This window comes from Campylobacter coli (assembly GCF_009730395.1).
GTDB lineage: Bacteria > Campylobacterota > Campylobacteria > Campylobacterales > Campylobacteraceae > Campylobacter_D > Campylobacter_D coli.
Window position 1 is genome coordinate 973,911 of record NZ_CP046317.1, and the last position, 21,457, is coordinate 995,367.

Sequence of the window (21,457 nt, forward strand, 5' to 3'; positions counted from 1 at the left end):
AAAAGGATATACAATGGCAAATATACAAGAATTTTTAACCGACAATATGCTTTCAAACCTTGAAAGTGCAGCGTCTTTGGCGATTCATTCTAAAAATAATGAAGTTGTCCCTTTACATCTTTTATGGGCTTTAATTGTAGACAGTTCAAGTATTTTAAATCAAATTTGTAATAAATTTAATATTTCAAAAGAAGCTTTAGAACTTGAAATCAAAAGCAGAATTTCAAATCTTGCAACAAGCTCTAATGTCAATCGTGAAAATGTGCGTTTTTCTAATGAATTTATCAATTCCTTAGAAAGTGCTAAAGGACTTATGAGTGCCAATGGTGATAATTACTTAAGTGTAGATACTTGGCTTATAAGCGAAAGCGAAAAAAATCCTATTAGAGAAATTTTAGCCAAATTTATAGATATTAAAGAATTTCAAAAAGAGCTCCAAAATTTAAGAGCAGGACGCAAAATCGAAAGCAAAACAAGTGATGAAACCCTAGATAGCTTAAATAAATTTGGTATAGATTTAACCGCAAAAGCAAGTGAAGGAAAGCTTGATCCTGTTATAGGCAGAGAAGAAGAAATCGAACGCTTAATGCAAATTCTTATACGCAAAACAAAAAACAACCCTATACTTTTAGGTGAACCAGGAGTAGGAAAAACAGCGATCGTAGAAGCTTTAGCACAAAGAATTATCAAAAAAGATGTGCCAAAATCTTTACAAAATAAAAAAGTCATAGCTCTTGATATGAGTGCATTGATCGCAGGAGCAAAATATCGTGGAGAATTTGAAGATAGATTAAAAGCGGTGGTAAATGAGGTCATTAAAAGTGAAAATATCATACTTTTTATCGATGAAATTCACACCATAGTAGGCGCAGGAGCAAGCGAAGGAAGTATGGATGCTGCAAATATTTTAAAGCCGGCACTTGCAAGAGGCGAACTTCACACCATAGGAGCAACCACTCTTAAAGAATATCGTAAATACTTTGAAAAAGATGCGGCCTTGCAACGCCGTTTTCAACCTGTAAATGTAGGCGAACCTAGCGTAAATGAAGCTTTAGCAATGCTAAGGGGTATTAAAGAAAAACTTGAAATTCATCACAATGTCACCATCAATGATAGTGCTTTAGTAGCGGCAGCTAAGCTTTCAAAACGCTATATTGCCGATCGTTTTTTACCCGATAAAGCAATTGATTTAATCGATGAAGCTGCGGCTGAACTTAAAATGCAAATTGAAAGCGAACCAAGCTCTTTGAGAAAGGCACGCAAAGACATAGAAACTTTAGAAGTAGAAAATGAAGCTCTAAAGATGGAAAATGATGAAAAAAATCAAAAAAGACTAGATGAAATTGCCAAAGAACTGGCCAATTTAAAAGAAAAACAAAGTGCTTTAAATTCACAATTTGAAAATGAAAAAGCAGTTTTTGATAGCATAAGCGCAAAGAAAAAAGAAATCGATAGTCTTAAAAACGAAGCTGTTTTTGCAAAAAATAAGGGTGAATTCCAAAAAGCTGCAGAATTAGAATATGGCAAAATTCCAGAATGCGAAAAAGAAGTGGCAAATTTAGAAGAAAAATGGAAAAAAATGAGCGAAAATGGAGTCTTGCTTAAAAATCAAGTGGATGAAGATTTGGTTGCTGGAATTTTAAGCAAATGGACAGGAATTAGCGTGCAAAAAATGCTGACTTCAGAGAAGCAAAAATTTTTGGAAGTAGAAAAACACTTAAAAGAAAGTGTGATTGGGCAAGATAAGGCTCTAAGCGCTTTAGCAAGAGCTATCAAACGCAATAAAGCAGGATTAAATGCAGACAATAAGCCTATAGGAAGCTTTTTATTTTTAGGGCCTACAGGAGTAGGAAAAACACAATCTGCTAAGGCTTTGGCGAAATTTTTATTTGATGATGAAAAAGCAATGATTCGCTTTGATATGAGTGAATTTATGGAAAAACATAGCGTTTCAAGACTCTTAGGAGCGCCTCCAGGTTATGTAGGGCATGAAGAAGGCGGAGAGCTTACTGAAGCGGTGCGTAGAAAACCTTATAGCGTGCTTTTATTTGATGAAGTCGAAAAAGCCCACAAGGATGTGTTTAATATACTTTTAGGAATTTTAGACGATGGTAGGGCAACTGATAGCAAGGGTGTAACTGTGGATTTTAAAAATACCATTATTATTTTAACTTCTAATATCGCCTCAAGTGCTATCATGAATTTAAGCGGAAAAGAACAAGAAGATGCGGTAAAAAATGAGTTAAAAAATTTCTTTAAACCTGAATTTTTAAACCGCTTAGACGATATCATCACCTTTAATCCACTTGGAAAAGATGAGGCATATGAGATAGTTAAACTTTTATTTAAAGACTTGCAAAAAAGTTTGGAAAATAAGGGTATAAAAGCAAGTCTTAGTGAAAATGCTGCGCTTTTAATCGCTAAGGACGGATTTGATCCTGACTTTGGTGCTAGACCTTTAAGAAGGGCTATTTATGATTTAATCGAAGACAAGCTAAGCGATATGATACTTGCAGACAAGCTTAATGAAAATGATGAGATTGTTATCGATGCAAAAAATGATGAGATTGTTATCGAAAAAGCTTAACTCTTTTAGAAGAAATAGATTTTTCTATTTCTTCACATACTTTTAAAATAAAATCTCACTTTCATTAAATTTCATATTCGTTCTTGGCAGAGGTGATTTGATAGTATAATAAGCATTTTGCCCCTTATAACTTCCTCTATATACCCCATTTGGAATGCTGAATTTTCTTGTAGTATCAGGAAATTTCTCTAAGTATTTATTTAAAAATTCCTTAAACACGGGAGCAGAAGTCCTAGCCCCACCCTCTGTATAACGCATAGGCTTATTATTGTCATTTCCATACCAAATCAAAGCTTCAATCTCAGGTGTTAAGCCACAAAACCAAGCATCGATATTTTTATTGGTAGTTCCTGTTTTGCCTGCTATTTCTATGCCTTCAACCCTTGCATTGCGTCCTGTACCATGCTCTACAACATTTCTCATCATATCCAAAACCAAAAAGCTTTGCGCTTCATCGCTCACTCTGTATTCATTTGAGTTAAATTCCATAATAATTTGATCATTTCTATCTTGTACTTGCTTAATGATTTGTGGCTCTTTTATAACTCCATAATTTCCAAACATAGTATAAAATTTAGAATACTCCAAAGGAGAAATTCCAAAGCTTCCTAAAACAATCGATAAATTAGCCGGAATATCCCTAAAGCCAAATTCTACAAGCTTTGAATGAAGCACATCAAGTCCCATACCAAGAGCAAGATTGATAGTAGCTAGGTTTCTTGAACGTGTTAAGGCTTCTTTTAGGGTAATCAAGCCAAGGAATTTACCTCCATCATTTTTAGGTTTCCAGTCTTTATTATCCCCTGCTCCACCTTCAAAAATTCTAGAAATATCTGCAATCTCACTCATAGGCGAATAGCCTAGATTAATAGCTGCTTGATACACAAAAGGTTTAAAGGAGCTGCCTGGTTGTCGTGTGCTTTGAGTAGCTCGGTTGTAATTACTTTTTTCATAATCAACCCCACCCACTAAGGCTAAAACATCTCCACTTTGATGATTAACCACCACCATAGCTCCATTTAGCGTACTTAAATTTGCATCCTTATCACGCTTTACTATTTCATCATAACCAAATTTTAAGGCATTTTGAGCCATTTCTTGCACATCTAAATCTATATTTAAAGTGATTTTATAGCCGCCTGTTTTAAGATCTTTAATGCTAGGACTTAATTGCTTAATCACCTCATCTACAACATAAGGAGCTGCATTTTGCGTTAAAGTATCATCATAAACTTGAGGAATTTCTTTCATAGCTTCATCATATTCTGCTTTAGAAATCCAACCTAATGTATACATTCTTGCTACAACATTATTTGCCCTTGCGATAGAAAGATCTAAATGTTTTGTAGGATCATAGCTACTTGGTGCTTTTGGCATACCCACAAGCATAGCAATCTCTTTAAGGCTTAACTCATTTAGATTTTTATGAAAATATCCTTGCGCAGCTGTTTTAACCCCATAATATCCATGTCCAAAAAAGATATAATTTAAATATCTTTCCAAAATTTGCTCTTTGCTTAAAATTGTTTCCATTTTATAGGCGAGCAAGGCTTCGCGAATTTTACGAGTGATAGTTCTTTCAGGGGTTAATTCTGTATTTTTGATAAATTGTTGAGTAAGCGTTGAAGCTCCCTCCATGGTTTTTCCACCACTTCTTATAATTTTAACAATAGCCCTAAAAATAGCATCAATATTTACCCCATCATGTTCAAAAAAGCTAGTATCTTCTATAGCTACAAGAGCTTCTATAAGACGCGGGGGTAATTCTTCATAGCTTGCATAAAAACGATGTTGTTCAAAGATATTGGCTACTAATTTTCCATTTCTATCGTAAATTTGCGTTGTAAGTGGAGGTTTATACTCTTTAAAAGTATATCCTTGAGTATCTGCATTTGCAAAAAGATAGGCCACATAAATAAATACAGCGATCAAACACACAACAAAAAATGAAAATATATATTTTAAAATTTTCATAAATAAGCCTTTAAATTTTGAGTATCAAGTCCTAAAGCGGTGTTTAAATTTCCCTCTTGTTTAATGATATAGTTTTTATGAAAACCCTCACACATAATCGCCCCTGCTTTACCCTTATAAAATCCATTTTCTACATAGTCTTTTAAATCACGAGGATCAAATTTTGAAAAATAAAGCGTTGTTTTTGAAAGAGAGAAAACTCTTTTTTTTAAATTCTTTAACAAAAAAGCACTTAAAATACTAGCACATTTTCCATCTTGTAAATCAAGCATTTCACAAGCTTCTTCTTTGGTATTTGCCTTAGTAAGAATTTTATCTCCTATGCAAACTATGCTGTCTGCAAAGAGTAAAGTTTCATCTTTAAATTTCTCTTCATAAGTCGTGCAAAATTGTCTTTCTTTCTCTAAGACGATTTTTTGCACATAAATACTAGGCTTTAAATTTTTGTCTAAATTTTCATCATAGTCAAAGCTTATTTGTTGAAATTCAATCTTTGCCTCTTTGAGCAAATTCGATCTAGAAACAGAACTTGAAGCAAGAATTAACATTGCTTAAAGTCCTTTTTGGATCAAATCCAAAGCCTGTTTTAAAGCTTCATCTATCTTGCTTATATCTTTACCGCCTGCTGTAGCAAAATCATCTCTTCCGCCGCCATTGCCACCTAAAATTTGAGCAATATTTTTAACCAAATTTCCAGCTTTTAAAGGACAATTTTTCACACCTGCTGCAAGGGTTATCTTATCATCTTTTGTTTGTATTAGTAAAATAGCAGCTTTTTCAAATTTGTTTTTAAATTCATCAATCATGGTTTTTATATCACCGCTTTCTACGCATTCAACGCAAATTTGAACTCCATTGATATTGCTTGAGTTAAGTTGTGATTTGTTAGAATTTTTAAGCTCGTTTTTTAATTTTAGAATTTCATTTTTAAGTTTTTTTACCCCAAGACTTAAATCATTGCTTTTAAGCTCTTCTTTAAGGTTTAGATTTTCATTCATAAAAGTCTTGCAAAATTCTAAAGCTGCTCTTGAAACAACCGCTTCTATACGCCTTACACCTGCACTTACACCACTTTCTTTAACTATGTAAAAACTTCCTATTTGAGCTGTATTTTTTACATGAGTTCCTCCGCAAAGCTCTTTACTTTCACCTAAGGTTAAAACGCGTACATTACCTTGATATTTTTCATTAAATAAAGCAATAGCTCCACTTTTTTTAGCATCTTCTAAAGGCATATTTTCTAAAATTGCTTCGCTTGAGCTAATGATCATTTCATTAACTCTTTTTTCAATACTTTCTAATTCTTCCTTGCTTAAAGCTTTGTGATGAGTAAAATCAAATCTTAATTTATTGCTTTCAACCAAAGAACCTGCTTGACTGATATGAGAACCCAAAATTTCTCTTAAAGCGTGATGTAAAAGATGAGTAGCTGAATGATGGCGTGCAGTTTGTTCTCTTTTGTCGGTATCAATTTTTGCTATTATCTTATCATTAAGCTTGATTTCTTCATTAGCTTTTACAAGACTAAGATTGAGATTGAAAAACTTTTGAGTATCTAGCACTTCGCTAGTTCCTATATATCCTGTATCAGCAATTTGCCCCCCACTTGTTGCATAAAAAGGAGTATTATCAAGCATAACCCAGCCTAGACCTTTAAGACTTGAAACTTCTTTAAAATCTTCATCTAAAAGAGCTAAAACGGTGGCTTGACATTCTGTTTTTTCATAACCCACAAAGCAATTTTCTCCAAATTTTTCAAGTAAATTTTTAAAATCTCCACTTGCTACCTTATCGCCGCTTCCTTTCCAAGAAGCTTTTGCACGATTTTTTTGTTCATTCATCAATTCTTCAAATTTAGCTTCATCTACCACAAGATTTTTTTCTCTTAACATATCTTGCGTTAAATCAAGTGGAAAACCATAAGTATCATAAAGCTTGAATGCAACCTCTCCGCTAAAAACTTCTTTGGTATTTTTAAGCTCTTTATTAAAAATTTCAATACCGTTTTCTATAGTGCTCAAAAATCTCTCTTCTTCTAAGCAGATTTGCTCTTTTATAAAATCTTTCTTTTCATTAAGATAGGTATAATGCTCACCCATAAGCTTGCAAACTACATCAACTAAATTATACATAAAAGGTTTTTTAAGCCCCAATAAATACCCATGTCTTAAAGCACGGCGTAAAATACGGCGTAAAACATAACCCCTACCCTCTTTATCAAAACTCGTTCCTTGAGCGAGCAAAAATACACTCGATCTTATATGATCAGCGATAACTCTAAAGCTAGCTCCACTTTCATAAATATAAGTTTTACCACAAAGTTTTGCAATTTCATCGATAATAGGCATAAAAAGCGAGCTGTCAAAATTGCTAAATTTACCCTCTTTGATAGCTGTAACCCTTTCAAGCCCCATTCCTGTATCAATACTTGGTTTTGGCAAAGGCGTAAGTTTACCATCAGCACTTCTTTCATACTGCATGAAAACAAGGTTCCAAATTTCTAAGAACCTATCTCCATCTCCACCCATATAATCTTCTTCGCCATTAAAATACTCTTCGCCTTGATCATAAAAAATCTCACTACAAGGACCACAAGGACCTGTATCGCCCATTTGCCAAAAATTATCCTTATCGCCAAATCTATAAATTCTTTCTTTTTGGATATGTTTTTGCCACAATTCAAACGCTTCATCATCGCTTTCATGTACGGTTACATAAAGTCTATCTTTAGGAAGTTTTAATACCTCGGTTACAAATTCCCAAGCATAAGCGATAGCTTGTTCTTTAAAATAATCCCCAAAGCTGAAATTTCCTAACATTTCAAAAAAAGTATGATGGCGAGCGGTATAGCCTACATTATCTAAATCATTGTGTTTTCCCCCTGCTCTTATACAAGTTTGGCAACTTGTTTTGCGTGGTGGATTTGGACGAGGCACTTCTCCTATAAATATACTTTTAAAAGGCACCATTCCTGCATTTGTAAAAAGCAAGGTTGCATCATCAGGAACTAAAGGACTTGAAGGGGTGATTTCATGACCCTTAGACTTAAAAAAATTTAAATATTCACTTCTAACATCCATAAGATTTTCCTAAGAAATTTTTATAAAAGCATATCATACCAAAATTACTTTAAATTAAGTAAAACTAAAATACAATAAGCCTTTTTAATTAATTTCTTTAATTTTCAAGGTTTTTTATGAATTTTATCAATCTTCAAGCTCAATATCTTAAATATAAAGAAGAAATCGATTCTGAAATCGCAAGTGTTTTATCAAGCTCCTCTTTTATAGGGGGTGCAAAATTAAATGAATTTGAAACAAATTTAGCCCAATACACTCATGTGCAACACGCAATAGGATGCTCAAGTGGCACAAGTGCTTTATATCTTGCTTTAAGGGCTTTAGATATCAAACAAGGAGATGAAGTTATAGTTCCTAGCTTTACTTTTATAGCTACAGCTGAAATGGTAGCACTACTAGGAGCTAAGCCTGTATTTGTAGATATAAATTTAGATAATTTTAATATCGATTTTGAACTCTTAAAAAATGCTATCAGCCCTAAAACAAAAGCAATTATTGCTGTGAGTATGTTTGGTCAAATGAGCAACTTACAAGAATTAAACACCTTTTGCGAAAGTAAAAATATAAGCTTGATTGAAGATGGCGCACAAAGTTTTGGAGCAAGCTTTAAGAGTGAAAAATCTTGCTCTATTGCCAAAATTTCATGCACTAGCTTTTTTCCTTCTAAGCCCTTAGGAGCTTATGGCGATGGCGGAGCGATTTTTTGCAACGATGAGAGCATAGCTAAAAAATTAAGAATTTTACTCAACCACGGACAAACTGATCGTTATAAACATGAATTTATAGGGATAAATGCTCGTCTTGATACTCTTCAAGCAGCCATTTTAAATGTAAAATTAAAACACCTAGATGAAGAAATTAACAAAAGACAAGAAATAGCAAAATTCTACAACGAAAATTTGACAAATTGCCAAATTCCAAAGATTGATGAAAACGCCATCAGTGCTTATGCGCAATATAGCGTTTTAGTAGAGGATAGAGCTAGAGTTTTAAAAGCTTTTGAAAAAGCAAACATTCCTTATGCTATCCATTATCCTACACCACTTCACAAGCAACCTTGCTTCAGTGAATTTTCGCATTTAAAATTAGAAAAATCAGAATTTGCGAGTAAGCATATTTTATCCTTGCCATTTTCAGCATTTTTAAGTCAAAGTGAGCAAGAAAGTGTAATTAAAGTGTTTAAGGAAGGACTATGAAATTAGATCAAGTGGGATCTTTTTTAAGACCTAAAATTTTAAAAGAAGCTAGAGAAAATTTTGCCTTGGGAAAAATCGATGAAGAACAACTTCGCAGCATTGAAGATTCTTGCATAAGAGATCTTTTAGAAGAGTGCGATAAGGCGGGAATTTATTATTTAAGTGATGGGGAATTACGCCGTTCTTGGTGGCATCTTGATTTTTACTGGGGTTTTGGCGGCATTAAAAAAATCAAAAAAGAAAAGGGTTATATCTTTAAAGGGATAGAAACAAGGGCTGAGGGCATAGAAATTGAAAGTAAAATCGAGTGCAATAACCATCCTTTTTTAAAAGATTTTGAAAGATTAATGCAAATTGCAAAAGGTTTAAAAATAGATACAAATCGCTTAAAACTTACCATTCCAAGCCCTTCAATGCTTTTATATATGCTTTTTATCCGCGGGGGCAAAAACACAGAATTTAATTACTATGGTAAAGATTTTACAAAACTTAAAAATGATATTTTAAATGCTTATGAAAATTTTTACAAAGAATTTGCAGCTCTTGGTGGAGTATATTTGCAACTTGATGATACAAGCTTTGGTTCTTTATGTGATTATGAATTTTGCGCTTTAAATGAGATCAACACAGATGATATTTGTGAAGAATATGTAGATTTTTTAAATGAGAGTTTAAAAACTATGCCAAAAAACATAATGAGTGCAATTCATATTTGTCGTGGAAACTACCGCAGTCGCTATGTAGCAAGTGGGGGCTATATGAAAGTCGCTAAGAAGCTTTTTGGAGAACTTAGAGTCGATAAATTCTTCTTAGAATTTGATGATGAAAGGGCTGGAAATTTTGAACCTTTAAAATACATCAACGATCAAATTGCGGTTTTAGGAATTCTTACTAGCAAAACCAATGAAAGTCCAAGCGTAGAAGAGTTAAAAGCAAGAGTAAAAATAGCAGCTCAATTTTTAAATCCAAAACAAATTGAAATCAGCACACAATGTGGCTTTAGCTCCACTGAAGAAGGAAATGAAATCTTCACTCATTCTCAATGGGAAAAAATCAAACTCTTAAAACAAGTTTTAAGCGAACTTGAAAATGAAGGATTTTTCTCTTGAAAGTAGGAATTGTAGGCCTTGGAAAAATGGGGCAAAACCATTTAAACGAGCTTAGTAAAAATAAAAATTTTAAAATCAACGCTTTGTTTGATATGGTTGAAAATAAAAATTTAAACGCGCCTTTTTTTATTAATTTGGATGAATTTTTAAATCAAGATAATGACATCATCATCATTGCAACACCGACAAATTCACATTTAGAAATAGCTAGAAAGGTTTTTTGTAAATGTAAATGCGTATTGATCGAAAAACCTTTAGCGCTGAATTTAAATGAAATAGATGAAATTTCAAATTTAGCTAAAAGCTATGGTGTAAAAGTGGGTGTGGGATTTTGTGAAAGATTTAATCCTGCGGTTTTAGCTCTAAAAAAAGAGCTTCAAAATGAAGAAATTATCAGCATCAATATACAAAGATTTTCCACTTATCCGCAAAGAATCAGTGATGTAGGAATTTTACAAGATTTGGCTGTGCATGATCTTGACTTGCTTCATTTTTTAAGCGCAGAGAAAATTACAAATGCTAACATTTTAAAAAGTTTCAACAAAGACAATCAAAGAGAAGATGAAAGCATTATAACCTGCAAGCTAGAAAAAACGATCGCTTGCGTGCATCAAAGCTGGAACAGTACGCAAAGACTAAGAAAAATTACACTTGTGAGTAAAAATCATTTTTACGAGGCAAATTTAGCAGATTTTTCCCTAAGTAAAGATGGACAAAACTTAGAACTGATGACACAAACACCCCTTTTTGGCGAACATATGGCTTTATATGATTTGCTTTTAAATAAGGAAAATTACCTAGCAAATATACAAAATGCTTATGCTGTGCAAGAAATTTTAGAAAAATTTTAATTTTTCTAAAATAATGCAATAAACTCCAAATAACTTGAGTTTCAATAAAACACTTAGATAAAAATTTATTGATTTTAAATCCATACTGAAGTAAAATAAAATTAAAAAAAGGTTTTTAGATGAAATTAGTTTTATTTTTAAATATGGGCGGAGCCACAAATTTACAAGATTGTGAAACTTTTTTAAAAAATATGTTTAATGATCCTTATATTTTGGGTATTAAAAATAAATTGATAAGAAGATTTGTGGCGTGGATTATTACGAAATCTCGCGTAAAAGCTATGAGAGAAAATTATAAACAAATGGGTGGAAAATCTCCACTCAATGAACTTACTCAAAGTTTGTGCGAAAAGCTTAATGCAAAAACAAAAGACTTTAAATTTGATTTTGTCAATCTTTATGTGCCGCCTTTTGCCAATGAAGTTTTGCAAAAATACACTTTAAGTGAAAATGATGAAATCATTCTTTTTCCACTTTATCCACACCACTCAAGCACCACAGTTACTTCATCGCTTGAAGTTTTGCAAAATGAAATTTTAAAACAAAAAATCAAGGCAAAAATAAAGATTGTAGATATTTTTTACGAAGATGAGCTTTATAATGAGACGATTGTTTCTCATATTTTGACCAAAAAAAGTGAGCTTGATGCTAAAACTTTAATTTTTTCAGCACATTCTTTACCGCAAAGTATTATCGACAAGGGCGATTTATATGAAAAACATGTCAATCATCATGTAGAGCTTTTAAAAGAAAGATTAAAAGATCATTTTGATGAGATTATCTTAGCTTATCAATCAAAATTAGGTCCAGTAAAATGGCTTGAGCCAAATACGAGCGATATTTTGGGAAATTTAGATAACAAAGCTTTGATTTATCCTATTTCTTTTTGCATAGATTGTTCTGAAACGATTTTTGAGCTAGGTATGGAGTATAAACATTTAGCAAAGTGCGATTATGATTTAATCACTTGCCCAAATGATAGTGATGAATTTATCCACTTTATTTTAAAGTATTTGTCTGATTTTAATTAAGAATGATTTTGAAGTCCTTGTTTATGATTACAAGGACTTTTTAGTAAAAATTTAGCCAACTAAGCTAAAGTATAAGCTTTTTCTCCGTGCAAACTCACATCTAAGCCTTTTTGCTCTACTTCTTCTTTTACTCTTAAGTCTGTAAAACAAGAGATAATCTTAAAAATAACAAAGCTTATAAGAGCTGACAAAACCACACAAATCACAATAGCAAAAATTTGCTCTTTTAAAAGCTCTAGGCTTCCACTGATAAAAAATCCCTCGCCAAGTGCATTTTGGGCAATCACATTAGGATTTACTTTAGCACTTGCAAAAAGCCCTGTGGCAATTCCTCCCCAAATACCTCCGATTCCATGCAAAGAAAAGGCATCTAAAGAATCATCCCATTTAAGTTTGTATTTGATAAAACTTAAACCAAAATAACAAAACACAGAAGACAAAGTCCCTATAACAAGAGAAGCATAAATATCTACATAACCGCAAGCTGGAGTAATTCCCACAAGCCCTGCTACAAGCCCACTAAGTCCACCTAAAATAGTCGGTTTTTTATGGATGAGCCACTCAAGTACCACCCAAGATAAAAAGCCACAAGCTGCTGATATAATACTTACTATAAAAGCATTGATAGCAATATCATTCATTTCGCCAGCACTTCCAGCATTAAAACCTAACCATCCTATAAAAAGCAAAATCGCACCCAAGAAAGCATAAGGAATAGAATGCGCGTTTTTATCCTCATCATCACTTTTTCTAGCGCCTACCATCAAAGCTCCTACAAGTCCGGCAACCCCAGAGCTGATATGCACAACACCGCCCCCAGCAAAATCAAGACTTCCTCTTTTAAGCAAAAATCCCTCACTGCTCCAAATCATATGCGCTAACACATCATAAACTAAAGTACTCCAAAAAAGTAGAAATATCACCAAAACACCCAGTTTGATTCTTCCCACCAAAGAGCCTGTTATAATAGCAGATGCAATAAGTGCAAACATCATTTGAAAAATCACAAAAAGAATATTTGGAACGCCTGAAGCGTTGTATCCGCTAATACCCTCTAAGAGGAAATTCTCGAAATTTCCTACAAGCCCAAGTCCTTCATCTTTACCAAAAGAAAGACTAAATCCAAGCACTACCCATTGTAAAGTAATAACACCAAAAACAATAAAGCAATTCATTATGGTATTAAGAGTATTTTTACTTCTTACCATACCTGAATAAAACATTGCCAAAGCTGGAGTCATAAGCAAAACTAGCAAAGTACACAACACAATAAAACTTGAATTTATCGCATTCATTTACCTATCCTTTCTTACAAAATTTAATTGCGAGATAATTATATTTAAAATGATTTAAAAAAATATAAATTTAAGAAATATTTTATATATTTTTTTTATCAAAGTTTATTTTTTTATATGAAATTACTATAAATAGGGATTTTAAAAAATATTTCACTTCTCTATAATTCAAATTTACTAGCATTAAAATAAAAATTTAGGGCTAAACTAAAACAATAAAAAAGAATTCTTGCAAGATAATAAAGAAAATTTTGATGATTTGGTAAAAGTTTTTTTTAAATTAAAAGTAGAAATTATCTAGTATTAAAAAAGCAATTGCGTTTTAAAATAGCCTAAAAGCTCTTCTTTGGCTTTGAAGATATCATCAGTGTTTAGCTCAAAATCTATTTTTTGTGGCTTTTTATAACTCTTATCATAATAAGCCAAAAGCAAAGCAATAAGCCTTTGCCATTCTCTTTGCTCATAACTTTTTAGCAAATCCTGACGAAAATTTACACTGATATAAGGACTGATCTTAGCAAGACATTCTTTAAATTTTAAAGGAGTCATTTTTTCTTGATAGATCTTTTGTATCCTGTCTATGCGCTTTTCTAAAGAACAAAAACAATGAATTTTAAATGCTTTTTGCATTTTTTCATAAAGCTTTAAAGGTAAAACTATTTCACCTATTTTACGACTTTCGCTCTCTATAAAGATAAAATCTTTTAAAGAGTTTAAAGTATAAAAAAGGTTTGCTTCAAAAGCTTTTTGCGTAGGCTGAGCACCTAAAATATCACCAAAAGATGATCCTAGATGATTTGCCATTTTTTCTAAATTTAAATGATGGGGCAAAAGCTCCAAAAGTTCTGTCTTTCCACAGCCTGTATTACCACAAAGAGCAAAAAAATCTAAATTTATTTCATTATCAAAATAATGCGCCAAAAAACTTCTATAAGCTTTAAAGCCACCCTTTAAACGCACCACTCTATAGCCCAATTCGCTCAAAATCACTGCAATAGATTTTGAACGCAAACCCCCACGAGAGCAGTAAATTCCGATCTTATCTCCTATACGGAATTTGTGGGCAAGCTCTAAGATATGCTTTGACATATTTTGACAAATATAACTCGCACCCCTAGCCTTAGCCAAAGCTTGATTTTTTTTATAAATTGTTCCTATTTCTTGATATTCTTCATCATTTAAAGCATAAAAATTCAACGCCCCTATCAAATGAGAATGTAAAAATTCCCTAGGGCTTCTTGCATCGATTAAAAGAGAGAAATTTTCTTTTTGAAATTCTGCAAAATCTACTTCATTTAACATTTTTAAACGCCAAAACAAGTTTTTGATAAACTTGTTCTATATTGGTACCACAAACCCTAGTCTCTCCTATAGTGGTGATAAAATTAGTATCCCCTGCCCAACGCGGCACTAGGTGATAATGACAATGAGGAGCTATCCCAGCACCCGCATCTTTACTTAAATTCATACCGATATTTACCCCACCTGCATGGAGTTCACTTTTTAAAATTCTTACCCCTAGACGCACAAATTGACTTATCTCTTGCCAAGCTTCATCACTTAAATTTTCTATATGCTCTTCATGCAAATAAGGTATTATCATAAAATGCCCTGCAGAATAAGGATAGCGGTTCATCACGCCAAAACAATACTTAGCTCTAAAAATCACTCCTAATTCTTCGTCGCTTTTGATTTTATTAGCACAATCACAAAAAGGGCACTCGCTCTTTTCTTTTTCAAAATACTCACTTCGCCATGGTGCATACAAATACTGCATTTTTATCCTTTTAAAGCAAGGCTTTCAAAGCCTCTCCTTCATCGTTTTGACGCATAAAATATTCTCCGATTAAAAAAGCATCAACGCCTAAATTTTGCAAATGCCTTAAAAAATCTTTATCCTCTAAACCACTTTCTGCGATAATAATTTTTGAATTTGGAATTTGTGGGATGAGTTTTTCGCATAAATTCATATCCATAGAAAAATCATCCAAATTGCGATGATTTATGCCTATAATATCAGCTCCTGAAAAAATCGCTTTGCTCAAATCTTCTTTATCGTGAATTTCCACCAAGGCTTCAAGTCCCAAATGTCTTGTAAATTCAAGCAATCTTTTAAGCTCTTTCATACTTAACATTCTAGCGATAAGCAAAACAAAATCCGCCCCATAAACCAAAGCTTCTAAAATTTGATACTCATCAAAAATAAAATCCTTTCGCAACAAAGGAGCGTGCGTATAACGGCGTATCATGCTAAGGTATTCTAAACTCCCTTGAAAAAAATGCGGTTCTGTTAAAACTGAAATAGCAGCAGCTCCATTTTTTTCGTATTTTAAAGCTATATCTAAAGGATCAAAATTTTCCCTTATAACCCCTTTACTTGGACTAGCTTTTTTAACCTCTGCGATAATTCTTACTTCATTTTCTATTCTTTTTAAAGCAGCTTTAACATCTTTAGGAAAAAAAGGATTCGATGCTAAAGATCGTCCCAACATATCATAAGGCAGTTGCGCCTTACGCTCTTTTAAATCTTCTTTAGTTTTTTCAAAAATTTTATCTAAAATCATGGTTTAATACACGCCTTTATTGCTTTTGCATGAGCCTTGCTCTCATCAGAATTTGCAAATTCTTTATCCTCTAAAGTTTGCTTCAAAATTTCCCAAGCCTTTTTACAATCACCTTGTTTATAATACCCCCACGCTAAAGAATCCAAATAGTATAAATTTTGAGGCTCTTTTTTTAAGGCAAGTTCAACCAATTTCATACCTTTTTTAAGATCTAAATCATAATCTATCAATAAATACCCATAATAATTCAAATACAAAGCATCACTATTTTCATCAATCGCATTAGAAAATTTTTCGCTCACAAGAGCAACAACCTGCGGAGTGATTTTTTTATTCAAATTTGCTTCTTCAAATTCAAACACTGCTGCACGCAAAAGATATTCTTTCTCTTGAGTGCGTTTATAAATTTGCATACTAAGATCTTTAGCCTTGTTGTATAATTTTAACCTTTGATATAAATAAAGCTTCATATCATCATCTGCATTATATTTTAAAGCAAAATGCAATGCTTCTTTGTCTTTGTTTTGAGAACTTAAAAGCTCGATAAGAGCTAGGATAAAGCTTTTGTTTTTTGTAATATTATAAAGCTCTATATAAATTTCTTGTAAAGCTTTGCTATTGCCCTTATCATTATAAATCTTTGCTAGTAAAATGCAAGTTTTAAGAGTGCAACCATTAATATTTTTTGAATTTTCTAGTATATTTTTAATGCTTGAAGTATCATTTAATATAGCATAAACACCCACGAGCTTAAACAAAATCTCCTCGTTTTGAACTTGATTATAGGCTAGTTGATAATATTTTATGGCATCTTTTAAATTATTTTGGCGTATTAATACATCTCCATAAAGCTCTAAATTTCTTGGATCATCACTTTTTTTCTTTAAAAGCCCTTGGATAAGCTCTTGAGCTTCTTTAAGATTATAAGAATTTAAGGCATAAAGTGCACTAAGACGCTTAAGATTATCACTCTTATCAAGATAAGGCTTGGCTATATTATTTATCTCTTCTTTTTTATCAAGGTTGTTTGCTAGAGTTAGCAAAAATGCATTTTCTAAAAAATTAGTAATATTATAATCTCTAAAAAGTGCCAAAAACTCATCCCTAGCTTCTTCATATTGATTAAAATATTCATAATTATAAGCTTTCATGATCCTTAAATCAAATTCATTGCTCTTTTGCTGCTTATAATCGGGGTAAGCTATAATCGTTTTTGAAGCCCCACACGCAGTTAAAAAAAAGCCTATTAAGACAAATAACAAATTCCTATACATTCTTTTTTTAGCTCCTCTTGATGTGTTTTAAAATATTCCCAAAAAGGAAAGGTGCGGCATTGCTTCGGACGAAAATCATAAATAGAGCAATTTCTTTTTTCCTTATCGAAAAAAATACATGCAAATCCATCTTCAAATTCAACTTCCTTAAAACTCATTCTAAAGCCTACCTTTTTTAAATATTTCAAAGCAAATTCTTTTTCATCTAATTGCAAATGCTCTCTCAAAGCCTTTAACTCTTCCTTGTTTGCAAAAATATTTCCACTTTCTCCTGTGCAACATTTTCCACCGCATTCTTGACAAGCATTTTCATTAAATCCATAAGAAAAATCTTTATTAAATATCATAACTTTCCAACCTAAATCTAGAGTGAATCTCTTGCATTTGCTCACTCAAATTCTCATTTTTATAGATAAAAAAAGGGGGTAAAATCTCACAAGGCGATTTTACACTTTTTCTAGCTTGCACCAAGACAAGTCTTGCTGAAATATTTTGATGAGTATGTACAAAACGAATTTTAGTTAATTTTAGCTTTTTACTCTCTAAAACAAGGCAAATTTTATCTAAAGCCAAGGCTTCGTAACAAAAATACAATACCCCCATAGGTTTTAACAAAGCATTGGATCTAACAATAAATTCATTTAAAGTCAAATATTTTTGAAATTTACTTATATTTTTATGCGTATTTTTACCCTCATGCGCCCCATCTCTATAAAAAGGTGGATTACAAACTATAAAATCAAATTTTTTATCATTTTGAAAATTTCTAAAATCTTCATGCAATACTCCAGCTTGTATATTATTTTGTTTTAGATTACGATGAATGAGTTCTATATTTTCTTGTTGTATATCAAGCAAAGATAAATCTAAATTAGAAACAAATTTTTTAAGTAAAATTCCTATAATACCACATCCCGAACCTACTTCCAAGACTTGATTTTTAATACCCATTTCTAAAACAAAATCAGCTAAAAGTAAAGAATCGCTGTTGTAACGATAACCATCACTCAATTGGGCTAATTTAATACTATCTTGCATTTTCAATGGGTTGGAATTTTAATTCTTTTTAAAGGAGTATTTTCTTTGCTTGTGTTTTGTTCTTGTTTTAAAGCATTATTTTGACTTGCAAAATCTATAAAATTTTGAGCAAAAAGTAAGGAAGATAATGATATTGTGAAAAAAAATTTCAACATAATTTTCCTTGAAATTTATATTCTATTTAAGTTTATTTAAAAAATTTAAATGGTGTCCACGGCGAGATTCGAACTCACGGCCTCAAAATTAGGAATTTTGCGCTCTATCCTGCTGAGCTACGAGGACAGAAAGCGGGAAAAATCCCGCTAAAAATTTAACCGTTTCTTTTTTTGATGATTTCATCCGCAACATTTTTAGGAACTTCATCATAATGATCAAATTCCATAGAATAAGTCGCACGACCTTGAGTTTGACTTCTAAGATCAGTAGAATAACCAAACATTTCAGCCAAAGGACAAAATGCTGTGATGATTTTATTTCCACCACGCTCATCCATGCTATTTACTTGACCACGGCGTTTGTTAAGATCTCCAATAACATCGCCCATGTAATCTTCAGGAGTTTCTACTTCAACTTTCATCATAGGCTCTAAGATCACAGCACCTGCTTTTCTAGCACCTTCTTTAAAGCCCATAGAAGCAGCAAGTTTAAACGCCATCTCAGATGAATCCACCTCGTGATAACTTCCATCATAAACAGTTACTTTAACATCTTCCACAGGATAACCTGCTAAAACACCATTTTGCAATGCTTCTTGAACACCTTTATCAACCGCAGGAATATATTCTTTTGGAATTACCCCACCTTTGATATCATTAACAAACTCATATCCACTACCTGGCTCAAGTGGCTCAAGGCGTAAGAATACATGTCCGTATTGACCACGACCGCCTGATTGCTTAGCGTATTTGTATTCTTGTTCAACAGTTTTTCTAATGGTTTCGCGGTAAGCAACTTGAGGTTGTCCCACTTCAGCTTCCACTTTAAATTCACGAAGCATACGATCAACAATAATTTCAAGGTGTAATTCACCCATACCTGAAATGATAGTTTGACCACTTTCTTCATCCGTAGAAACTCTAAAGCTTGGATCTTCTTGAGCTAGTTTATTTAGCGCAATAGACATTTTTTCTTGATCTGCTTTAGTTTTTGGTTCTACTGCAACAGAAATAACAGGATCTGGGAAATCCATTCTTTCAAGAATTACCTTATCTTTTTCACTTGCAAGAGTATCCCCTGTTAAAGTATCTTTAAGTCCTACAACTGCACCGATTTCTCCTGCGTAAAGAACTTTAATTTCTTCTCTTTTATTAGAGTGCATTTTTAACAAACGACCAATTCTTTCTTTTTTATCTTTGGTTGAGTTATAAGCATAAGAACCGCTTTCTAAACATCCACGATAAACACGCACGAAAGTAAGTTGTCCTACAAATGGATCTGTCATAATTTTAAATGCAAGTCCTGCAAATTCGCCATCATCGGTTGATTTTACAGAAACTTCTGTGCCGTCTTCATATTCTCCTTTGATATTAGCAACTTCATCTGGAGCTGGCAAATAAGCCACAACAGCATCAAGTAAAGGTTGAACACCCTTATTTTTAAATGCAGTTCCACAAAGCATAGGAACAATAGAAAGACTTAAACACCCTGCTTTAATCCCTGTTTTAATCTCTTCAAGGCTTAATTCTTCTCCGCCTAAATATTTTTCCATCAACTCATCTGAAGTTTCTGAAACCGCTTCTATCATTTTAGTGCGATATTCTTCTGCTTTTTCTTTAAGCTCAGCAGGAATTTCTTTTTCTACATAATCTGTTGGCTTAGTATCATCTTCCCAAACTAAAGCTTTCATAGTTACAAGATCGATAACACCTTTGAAATTATCTTCAGCGCCGATTGGAATTTGAAGTGGAACTGGATTAGCTTTTAAGCGATTACGAATTTGATCTTCTACATTATAGAAGTTTGCGCCGATTCTATCCATTTTATTTACAAAAACTATTCTTGGAACACCATATTTATTTGCTTGTCTCCAAACAGTTTCGCTTTGAGGTTGCACCCCACCTACTGAACAAAATACTGCAACAGCACCATCAAGAACACGCATAGATCTTTCAACTTCTATGGTGAAATCCACGTGGCCTGGAGTGTCAATAAGATTGATTTGATGATCTTTCCAAAAACAAGTTGTAGCCGCAGAAGTGATAGTAATCCCACGCTCTTTTTCTTGTTCCATCCAGTCCATAGTTGCAGCACCATCATGCACTTCGCCTATTTTATGACTCATACCTGTAAAGAAAAGAATTCTCTCACTTGTAGTTGTTTTTCCCGCATCAATATGTGCAGCAATACCGATATTTCTAACCCTTTTTAAAGGAGTACTTCTAGACATTTTTTCTCCTTCTTACCAACGATAGTGAGCAAATGCTTTATTTGCTTCAGCCATTTTGTAAGTATCTTCTTTTTTCTTAAATGAAGCACCTTTGCTATTTGCCGCATCTAAAAGTTCAGCTGCAAGTTTATCTATCATAGTTCTTTCACTTCTTTTTCTAGCAAAAGAAATAATCCAACGAATTGCTAAAGCTTGTTGTCTAGCAGGACGAACCTCTACTGGAACTTGATAAGTCGCCCCACCTACGCGGCGAGATTTTACCTCTAGCAAAGGTTTAATATTTTCAATCGCATCATTAAAGATATCAATACCTTTTTTTTCTCCACCTTTTTTATCGATAAGTTCTAAAGCACCATACATAATCGTAGTAGCTGTGCTTTTTTTACCATCATACATTAAAGAATTAATAAATTTTGTGATTACTTTGTTACCATAAATCGGATCAGGCAAGACTTCTCTTACCGGAGCTTTTCTTCTTCTCATTATTTTTCCTTCAAATTTTAAATTTTACTCAAACAAAATCAAATCTAACGGATTTGTCTGTATGAATGATTATTTTGCAGCGCCTGCTTTAGGGCGTTTAGCACCATATTTAGAACGAGAAACTGTTCTTTTTGCAACACCTGCTGTATCAAGAGCACCACGAACGATGTGATATTTAACCCCTGGTAAGTCTTTTACCCTACCACCACGCACTAAAACAATGCTGTGTTCTTGCAAGTTATGACCTTCACCGCCGATATAGCTGATCACTTCAAAGCCACTAGTAAGTCTTACTTTGGCAACTTTTCTTAACGCTGAGTTTGGTTTTTTAGGTGTTGTAGTATAAACCCTAGTGCAAACTCCCCTTCTTTGTGGACAATTTTTAAGCGCTGGAGATTTAGATTTTTCTAAAACTTTTTTGCGCTCTTTTCTAACCAATTGATTTATGGTAGGCACAATAATTCCTTTCTTTAAAAAATATAATAAACTTTAGATGATATCTAAATTTTACTTACAAAAATATAAACTAGAGATGTTTTAGTAGTGACTAAAATTAAAAATCCTATCCCATCTAAAACTAGATGAGATA

General features: G+C 32.9%; 19 protein-coding genes and 1 tRNA gene. 5 read left to right on the forward strand and 15 right to left on the reverse strand.

From position 1 onward, the window contains the following. Positions 1-13 precede the first annotated feature (13 nt). Positions 14-2,587 carry an ATP-dependent Clp protease ATP-binding subunit gene (locus FOC43_RS04885; protein WP_002779741.1) on the forward strand — a complete coding sequence of 858 codons (2,574 nt, stop codon included), beginning with the start codon at positions 14-16 and terminating at the stop codon, positions 2,585-2,587. A 42-nt stretch (positions 2,588-2,629) separates the two neighbouring features. Here the strand turns inward: FOC43_RS04885 and FOC43_RS04890 are convergent, their stop codons facing one another. Genes FOC43_RS04890 through alaS form a run of 3 tightly spaced genes read right to left on the reverse strand, consistent with a single transcriptional unit; the run spans position 2,630 to position 7,641 of the window. Then, complete coding sequence (locus FOC43_RS04890) at positions 2,630-4,561, reverse strand: penicillin-binding protein 1A (RefSeq protein ID WP_002779740.1); 1,932 nt, start codon at positions 4,559-4,561, stop codon at positions 2,630-2,632. Next, on the reverse strand, positions 4,558-5,109 hold the full coding sequence (gene maf / locus FOC43_RS04895; RefSeq protein WP_002779739.1) for a septum formation inhibitor Maf: 552 nt from the start codon (positions 5,107-5,109) through the stop codon (positions 4,558-4,560). Before maf ends, FOC43_RS04890 begins: the two co-directional genes overlap by 4 nt. A gap of 3 nt (positions 5,110-5,112) precedes the next feature. After that, complete coding sequence (alaS, locus tag FOC43_RS04900; protein ID WP_002779738.1) at positions 5,113-7,641, reverse strand: alanine--tRNA ligase; 2,529 nt, start codon at positions 7,639-7,641, stop codon at positions 5,113-5,115. A gap of 116 nt (positions 7,642-7,757) precedes the next feature. Between alaS and FOC43_RS04905 the strand changes: the two genes are divergently transcribed. The 4 genes from FOC43_RS04905 to hemH all read left to right on the forward strand — a co-directional run bounded on the left by FOC43_RS04905 (position 7,758) and on the right by hemH (position 11,828). Next, entirely contained in the window at positions 7,758-8,837 is a 1,080-nt protein-coding gene (locus FOC43_RS04905) for a DegT/DnrJ/EryC1/StrS family aminotransferase (protein WP_002779737.1), read from the forward strand. Continuing rightward, positions 8,834-9,946 carry a cobalamin-independent methionine synthase II family protein gene (locus FOC43_RS04910; protein WP_002782930.1) on the forward strand — a complete coding sequence of 371 codons (1,113 nt, stop codon included), beginning with the start codon at positions 8,834-8,836 and terminating at the stop codon, positions 9,944-9,946. The genes FOC43_RS04905 and FOC43_RS04910 overlap by 4 nt, the downstream gene beginning before the upstream one ends. Beyond that, entirely contained in the window at positions 9,943-10,797 is an 855-nt protein-coding gene (locus FOC43_RS04915) for a Gfo/Idh/MocA family protein (protein WP_002788195.1), read from the forward strand. Before FOC43_RS04910 ends, FOC43_RS04915 begins: the two co-directional genes overlap by 4 nt. Before the next feature lie 119 nt (positions 10,798-10,916). Beyond that, the gene (gene hemH, locus FOC43_RS04920) at positions 10,917-11,828 is read left to right on the forward strand and encodes a ferrochelatase (protein ID WP_004284946.1); all 912 of its coding nucleotides are present in this window, start codon (positions 10,917-10,919) and stop codon (positions 11,826-11,828) included. Between the two features lie 59 nt (positions 11,829-11,887). On the opposite strand, the gene FOC43_RS04925 is transcribed toward hemH, so the two are convergent. The 12 genes from FOC43_RS04925 to rpsL form a co-directional block, all read right to left on the reverse strand. Beyond that, positions 11,888-13,123 carry an ammonium transporter gene (locus FOC43_RS04925; RefSeq protein ID WP_002780812.1) on the reverse strand — a complete coding sequence of 412 codons (1,236 nt, stop codon included), beginning with the start codon at positions 13,121-13,123 and terminating at the stop codon, positions 11,888-11,890. A 303-nt stretch (positions 13,124-13,426) separates the two neighbouring features. Beyond that, complete coding sequence (mnmH, locus tag FOC43_RS04930) at positions 13,427-14,425, reverse strand: tRNA 2-selenouridine(34) synthase MnmH (protein ID WP_002780810.1); 999 nt, start codon at positions 14,423-14,425, stop codon at positions 13,427-13,429. Then, a complete protein-coding gene (locus FOC43_RS04935) occupies positions 14,415-14,900 on the reverse strand; it encodes an HIT family protein (RefSeq protein WP_002779479.1) in 486 nt (161 codons plus the stop codon). Before FOC43_RS04935 ends, mnmH begins: the two co-directional genes overlap by 11 nt. A 10-nt stretch (positions 14,901-14,910) precedes the next feature. Continuing rightward, entirely contained in the window at positions 14,911-15,687 is a 777-nt protein-coding gene (gene trpC / locus FOC43_RS04940; protein ID WP_002780808.1) for an indole-3-glycerol phosphate synthase TrpC, read from the reverse strand. After that, positions 15,684-16,961 carry a tetratricopeptide repeat protein gene (locus tag FOC43_RS04945; RefSeq protein WP_002779477.1) on the reverse strand — a complete coding sequence of 426 codons (1,278 nt, stop codon included), beginning with the start codon at positions 16,959-16,961 and terminating at the stop codon, positions 15,684-15,686. Before FOC43_RS04945 ends, trpC begins: the two co-directional genes overlap by 4 nt. After that, positions 16,934-17,308, reverse strand: a complete 375-nt coding sequence (locus FOC43_RS04950; protein WP_002779476.1) for a YkgJ family cysteine cluster protein — start codon at positions 17,306-17,308, stop codon at positions 16,934-16,936. Before FOC43_RS04950 ends, FOC43_RS04945 begins: the two co-directional genes overlap by 28 nt. Further along, positions 17,298-17,999 carry a tRNA1(Val) (adenine(37)-N6)-methyltransferase gene (locus FOC43_RS04955; protein WP_002779475.1) on the reverse strand — a complete coding sequence of 234 codons (702 nt, stop codon included), beginning with the start codon at positions 17,997-17,999 and terminating at the stop codon, positions 17,298-17,300. The genes FOC43_RS04950 and FOC43_RS04955 overlap by 11 nt, the downstream gene beginning before the upstream one ends. Positions 18,000-18,001: 2 nt before the next feature. Further along, positions 18,002-18,154, reverse strand: coding sequence for a hypothetical protein (locus FOC43_RS04960; RefSeq protein ID WP_002779473.1), 153 nt, complete (start codon positions 18,152-18,154; stop codon positions 18,002-18,004). A gap of 50 nt (positions 18,155-18,204) precedes the next feature. After that, a tRNA-Arg gene (locus FOC43_RS04965) sits at positions 18,205-18,281 on the reverse strand. A 28-nt stretch (positions 18,282-18,309) separates the two neighbouring features. After that, positions 18,310-20,385, reverse strand: coding sequence for an elongation factor G (gene fusA, locus FOC43_RS04970; RefSeq protein WP_002780804.1), 2,076 nt, complete (start codon positions 20,383-20,385; stop codon positions 18,310-18,312). Positions 20,386-20,397: 12 nt separating this feature from the next. Continuing rightward, positions 20,398-20,868, reverse strand: a complete 471-nt coding sequence (gene rpsG, locus FOC43_RS04975; RefSeq protein WP_002782933.1) for a 30S ribosomal protein S7 — start codon at positions 20,866-20,868, stop codon at positions 20,398-20,400. Positions 20,869-20,937: 69 nt separating this feature from the next. Beyond that, the gene (rpsL, locus tag FOC43_RS04980; RefSeq protein WP_002782934.1) at positions 20,938-21,324 is read right to left on the reverse strand and encodes a 30S ribosomal protein S12; all 387 of its coding nucleotides are present in this window, start codon (positions 21,322-21,324) and stop codon (positions 20,938-20,940) included. Positions 21,325-21,457: the final 133 nt, after the last annotated feature.

Coding starts and splice junctions, on each gene's coding strand:
- FOC43_RS04890 (WP_002779740.1), bottom strand. CDS start 4,561: ATGAAAATTTTAAAATATATATTTTCATTTTTTGTTGTGTGTTTGATC.
- FOC43_RS04955 (WP_002779475.1), bottom strand. CDS start 17,999: ATGCAAGATAGTATTAAATTAGCCCAATTGAGTGATGGTTATCGTTAC.
- trpC (WP_002780808.1), bottom strand. CDS start 15,687: ATGATTTTAGATAAAATTTTTGAAAAAACTAAAGAAGATTTAAAAGAG.
- hemH (WP_004284946.1), top strand. CDS start 10,917: ATGAAATTAGTTTTATTTTTAAATATGGGCGGAGCCACAAATTTACAA.
- FOC43_RS04925 (WP_002780812.1), bottom strand. CDS start 13,123: ATGAATGCGATAAATTCAAGTTTTATTGTGTTGTGTACTTTGCTAGTT.
- FOC43_RS04935 (WP_002779479.1), bottom strand. CDS start 14,900: ATGCAGTATTTGTATGCACCATGGCGAAGTGAGTATTTTGAAAAAGAA.
- FOC43_RS04905 (WP_002779737.1), top strand. CDS start 7,758: ATGAATTTTATCAATCTTCAAGCTCAATATCTTAAATATAAAGAAGAA.
- FOC43_RS04945 (WP_002779477.1), bottom strand. CDS start 16,961: ATGTATAGGAATTTGTTATTTGTCTTAATAGGCTTTTTTTTAACTGCG.
- mnmH (WP_002780810.1), bottom strand. CDS start 14,425: ATGTTAAATGAAGTAGATTTTGCAGAATTTCAAAAAGAAAATTTCTCT.
- FOC43_RS04960 (WP_002779473.1), bottom strand. CDS start 18,154: ATGTTGAAATTTTTTTTCACAATATCATTATCTTCCTTACTTTTTGCT.
- fusA (WP_002780804.1), bottom strand. CDS start 20,385: ATGTCTAGAAGTACTCCTTTAAAAAGGGTTAGAAATATCGGTATTGCT.
- FOC43_RS04885 (WP_002779741.1), top strand. CDS start 14: ATGGCAAATATACAAGAATTTTTAACCGACAATATGCTTTCAAACCTT.
- rpsG (WP_002782933.1), bottom strand. CDS start 20,868: ATGAGAAGAAGAAAAGCTCCGGTAAGAGAAGTCTTGCCTGATCCGATT.
- FOC43_RS04910 (WP_002782930.1), top strand. CDS start 8,834: ATGAAATTAGATCAAGTGGGATCTTTTTTAAGACCTAAAATTTTAAAA.
- FOC43_RS04950 (WP_002779476.1), bottom strand. CDS start 17,308: ATGATATTTAATAAAGATTTTTCTTATGGATTTAATGAAAATGCTTGT.
- maf (WP_002779739.1), bottom strand. CDS start 5,109: ATGTTAATTCTTGCTTCAAGTTCTGTTTCTAGATCGAATTTGCTCAAA.
- alaS (WP_002779738.1), bottom strand. CDS start 7,641: ATGGATGTTAGAAGTGAATATTTAAATTTTTTTAAGTCTAAGGGTCAT.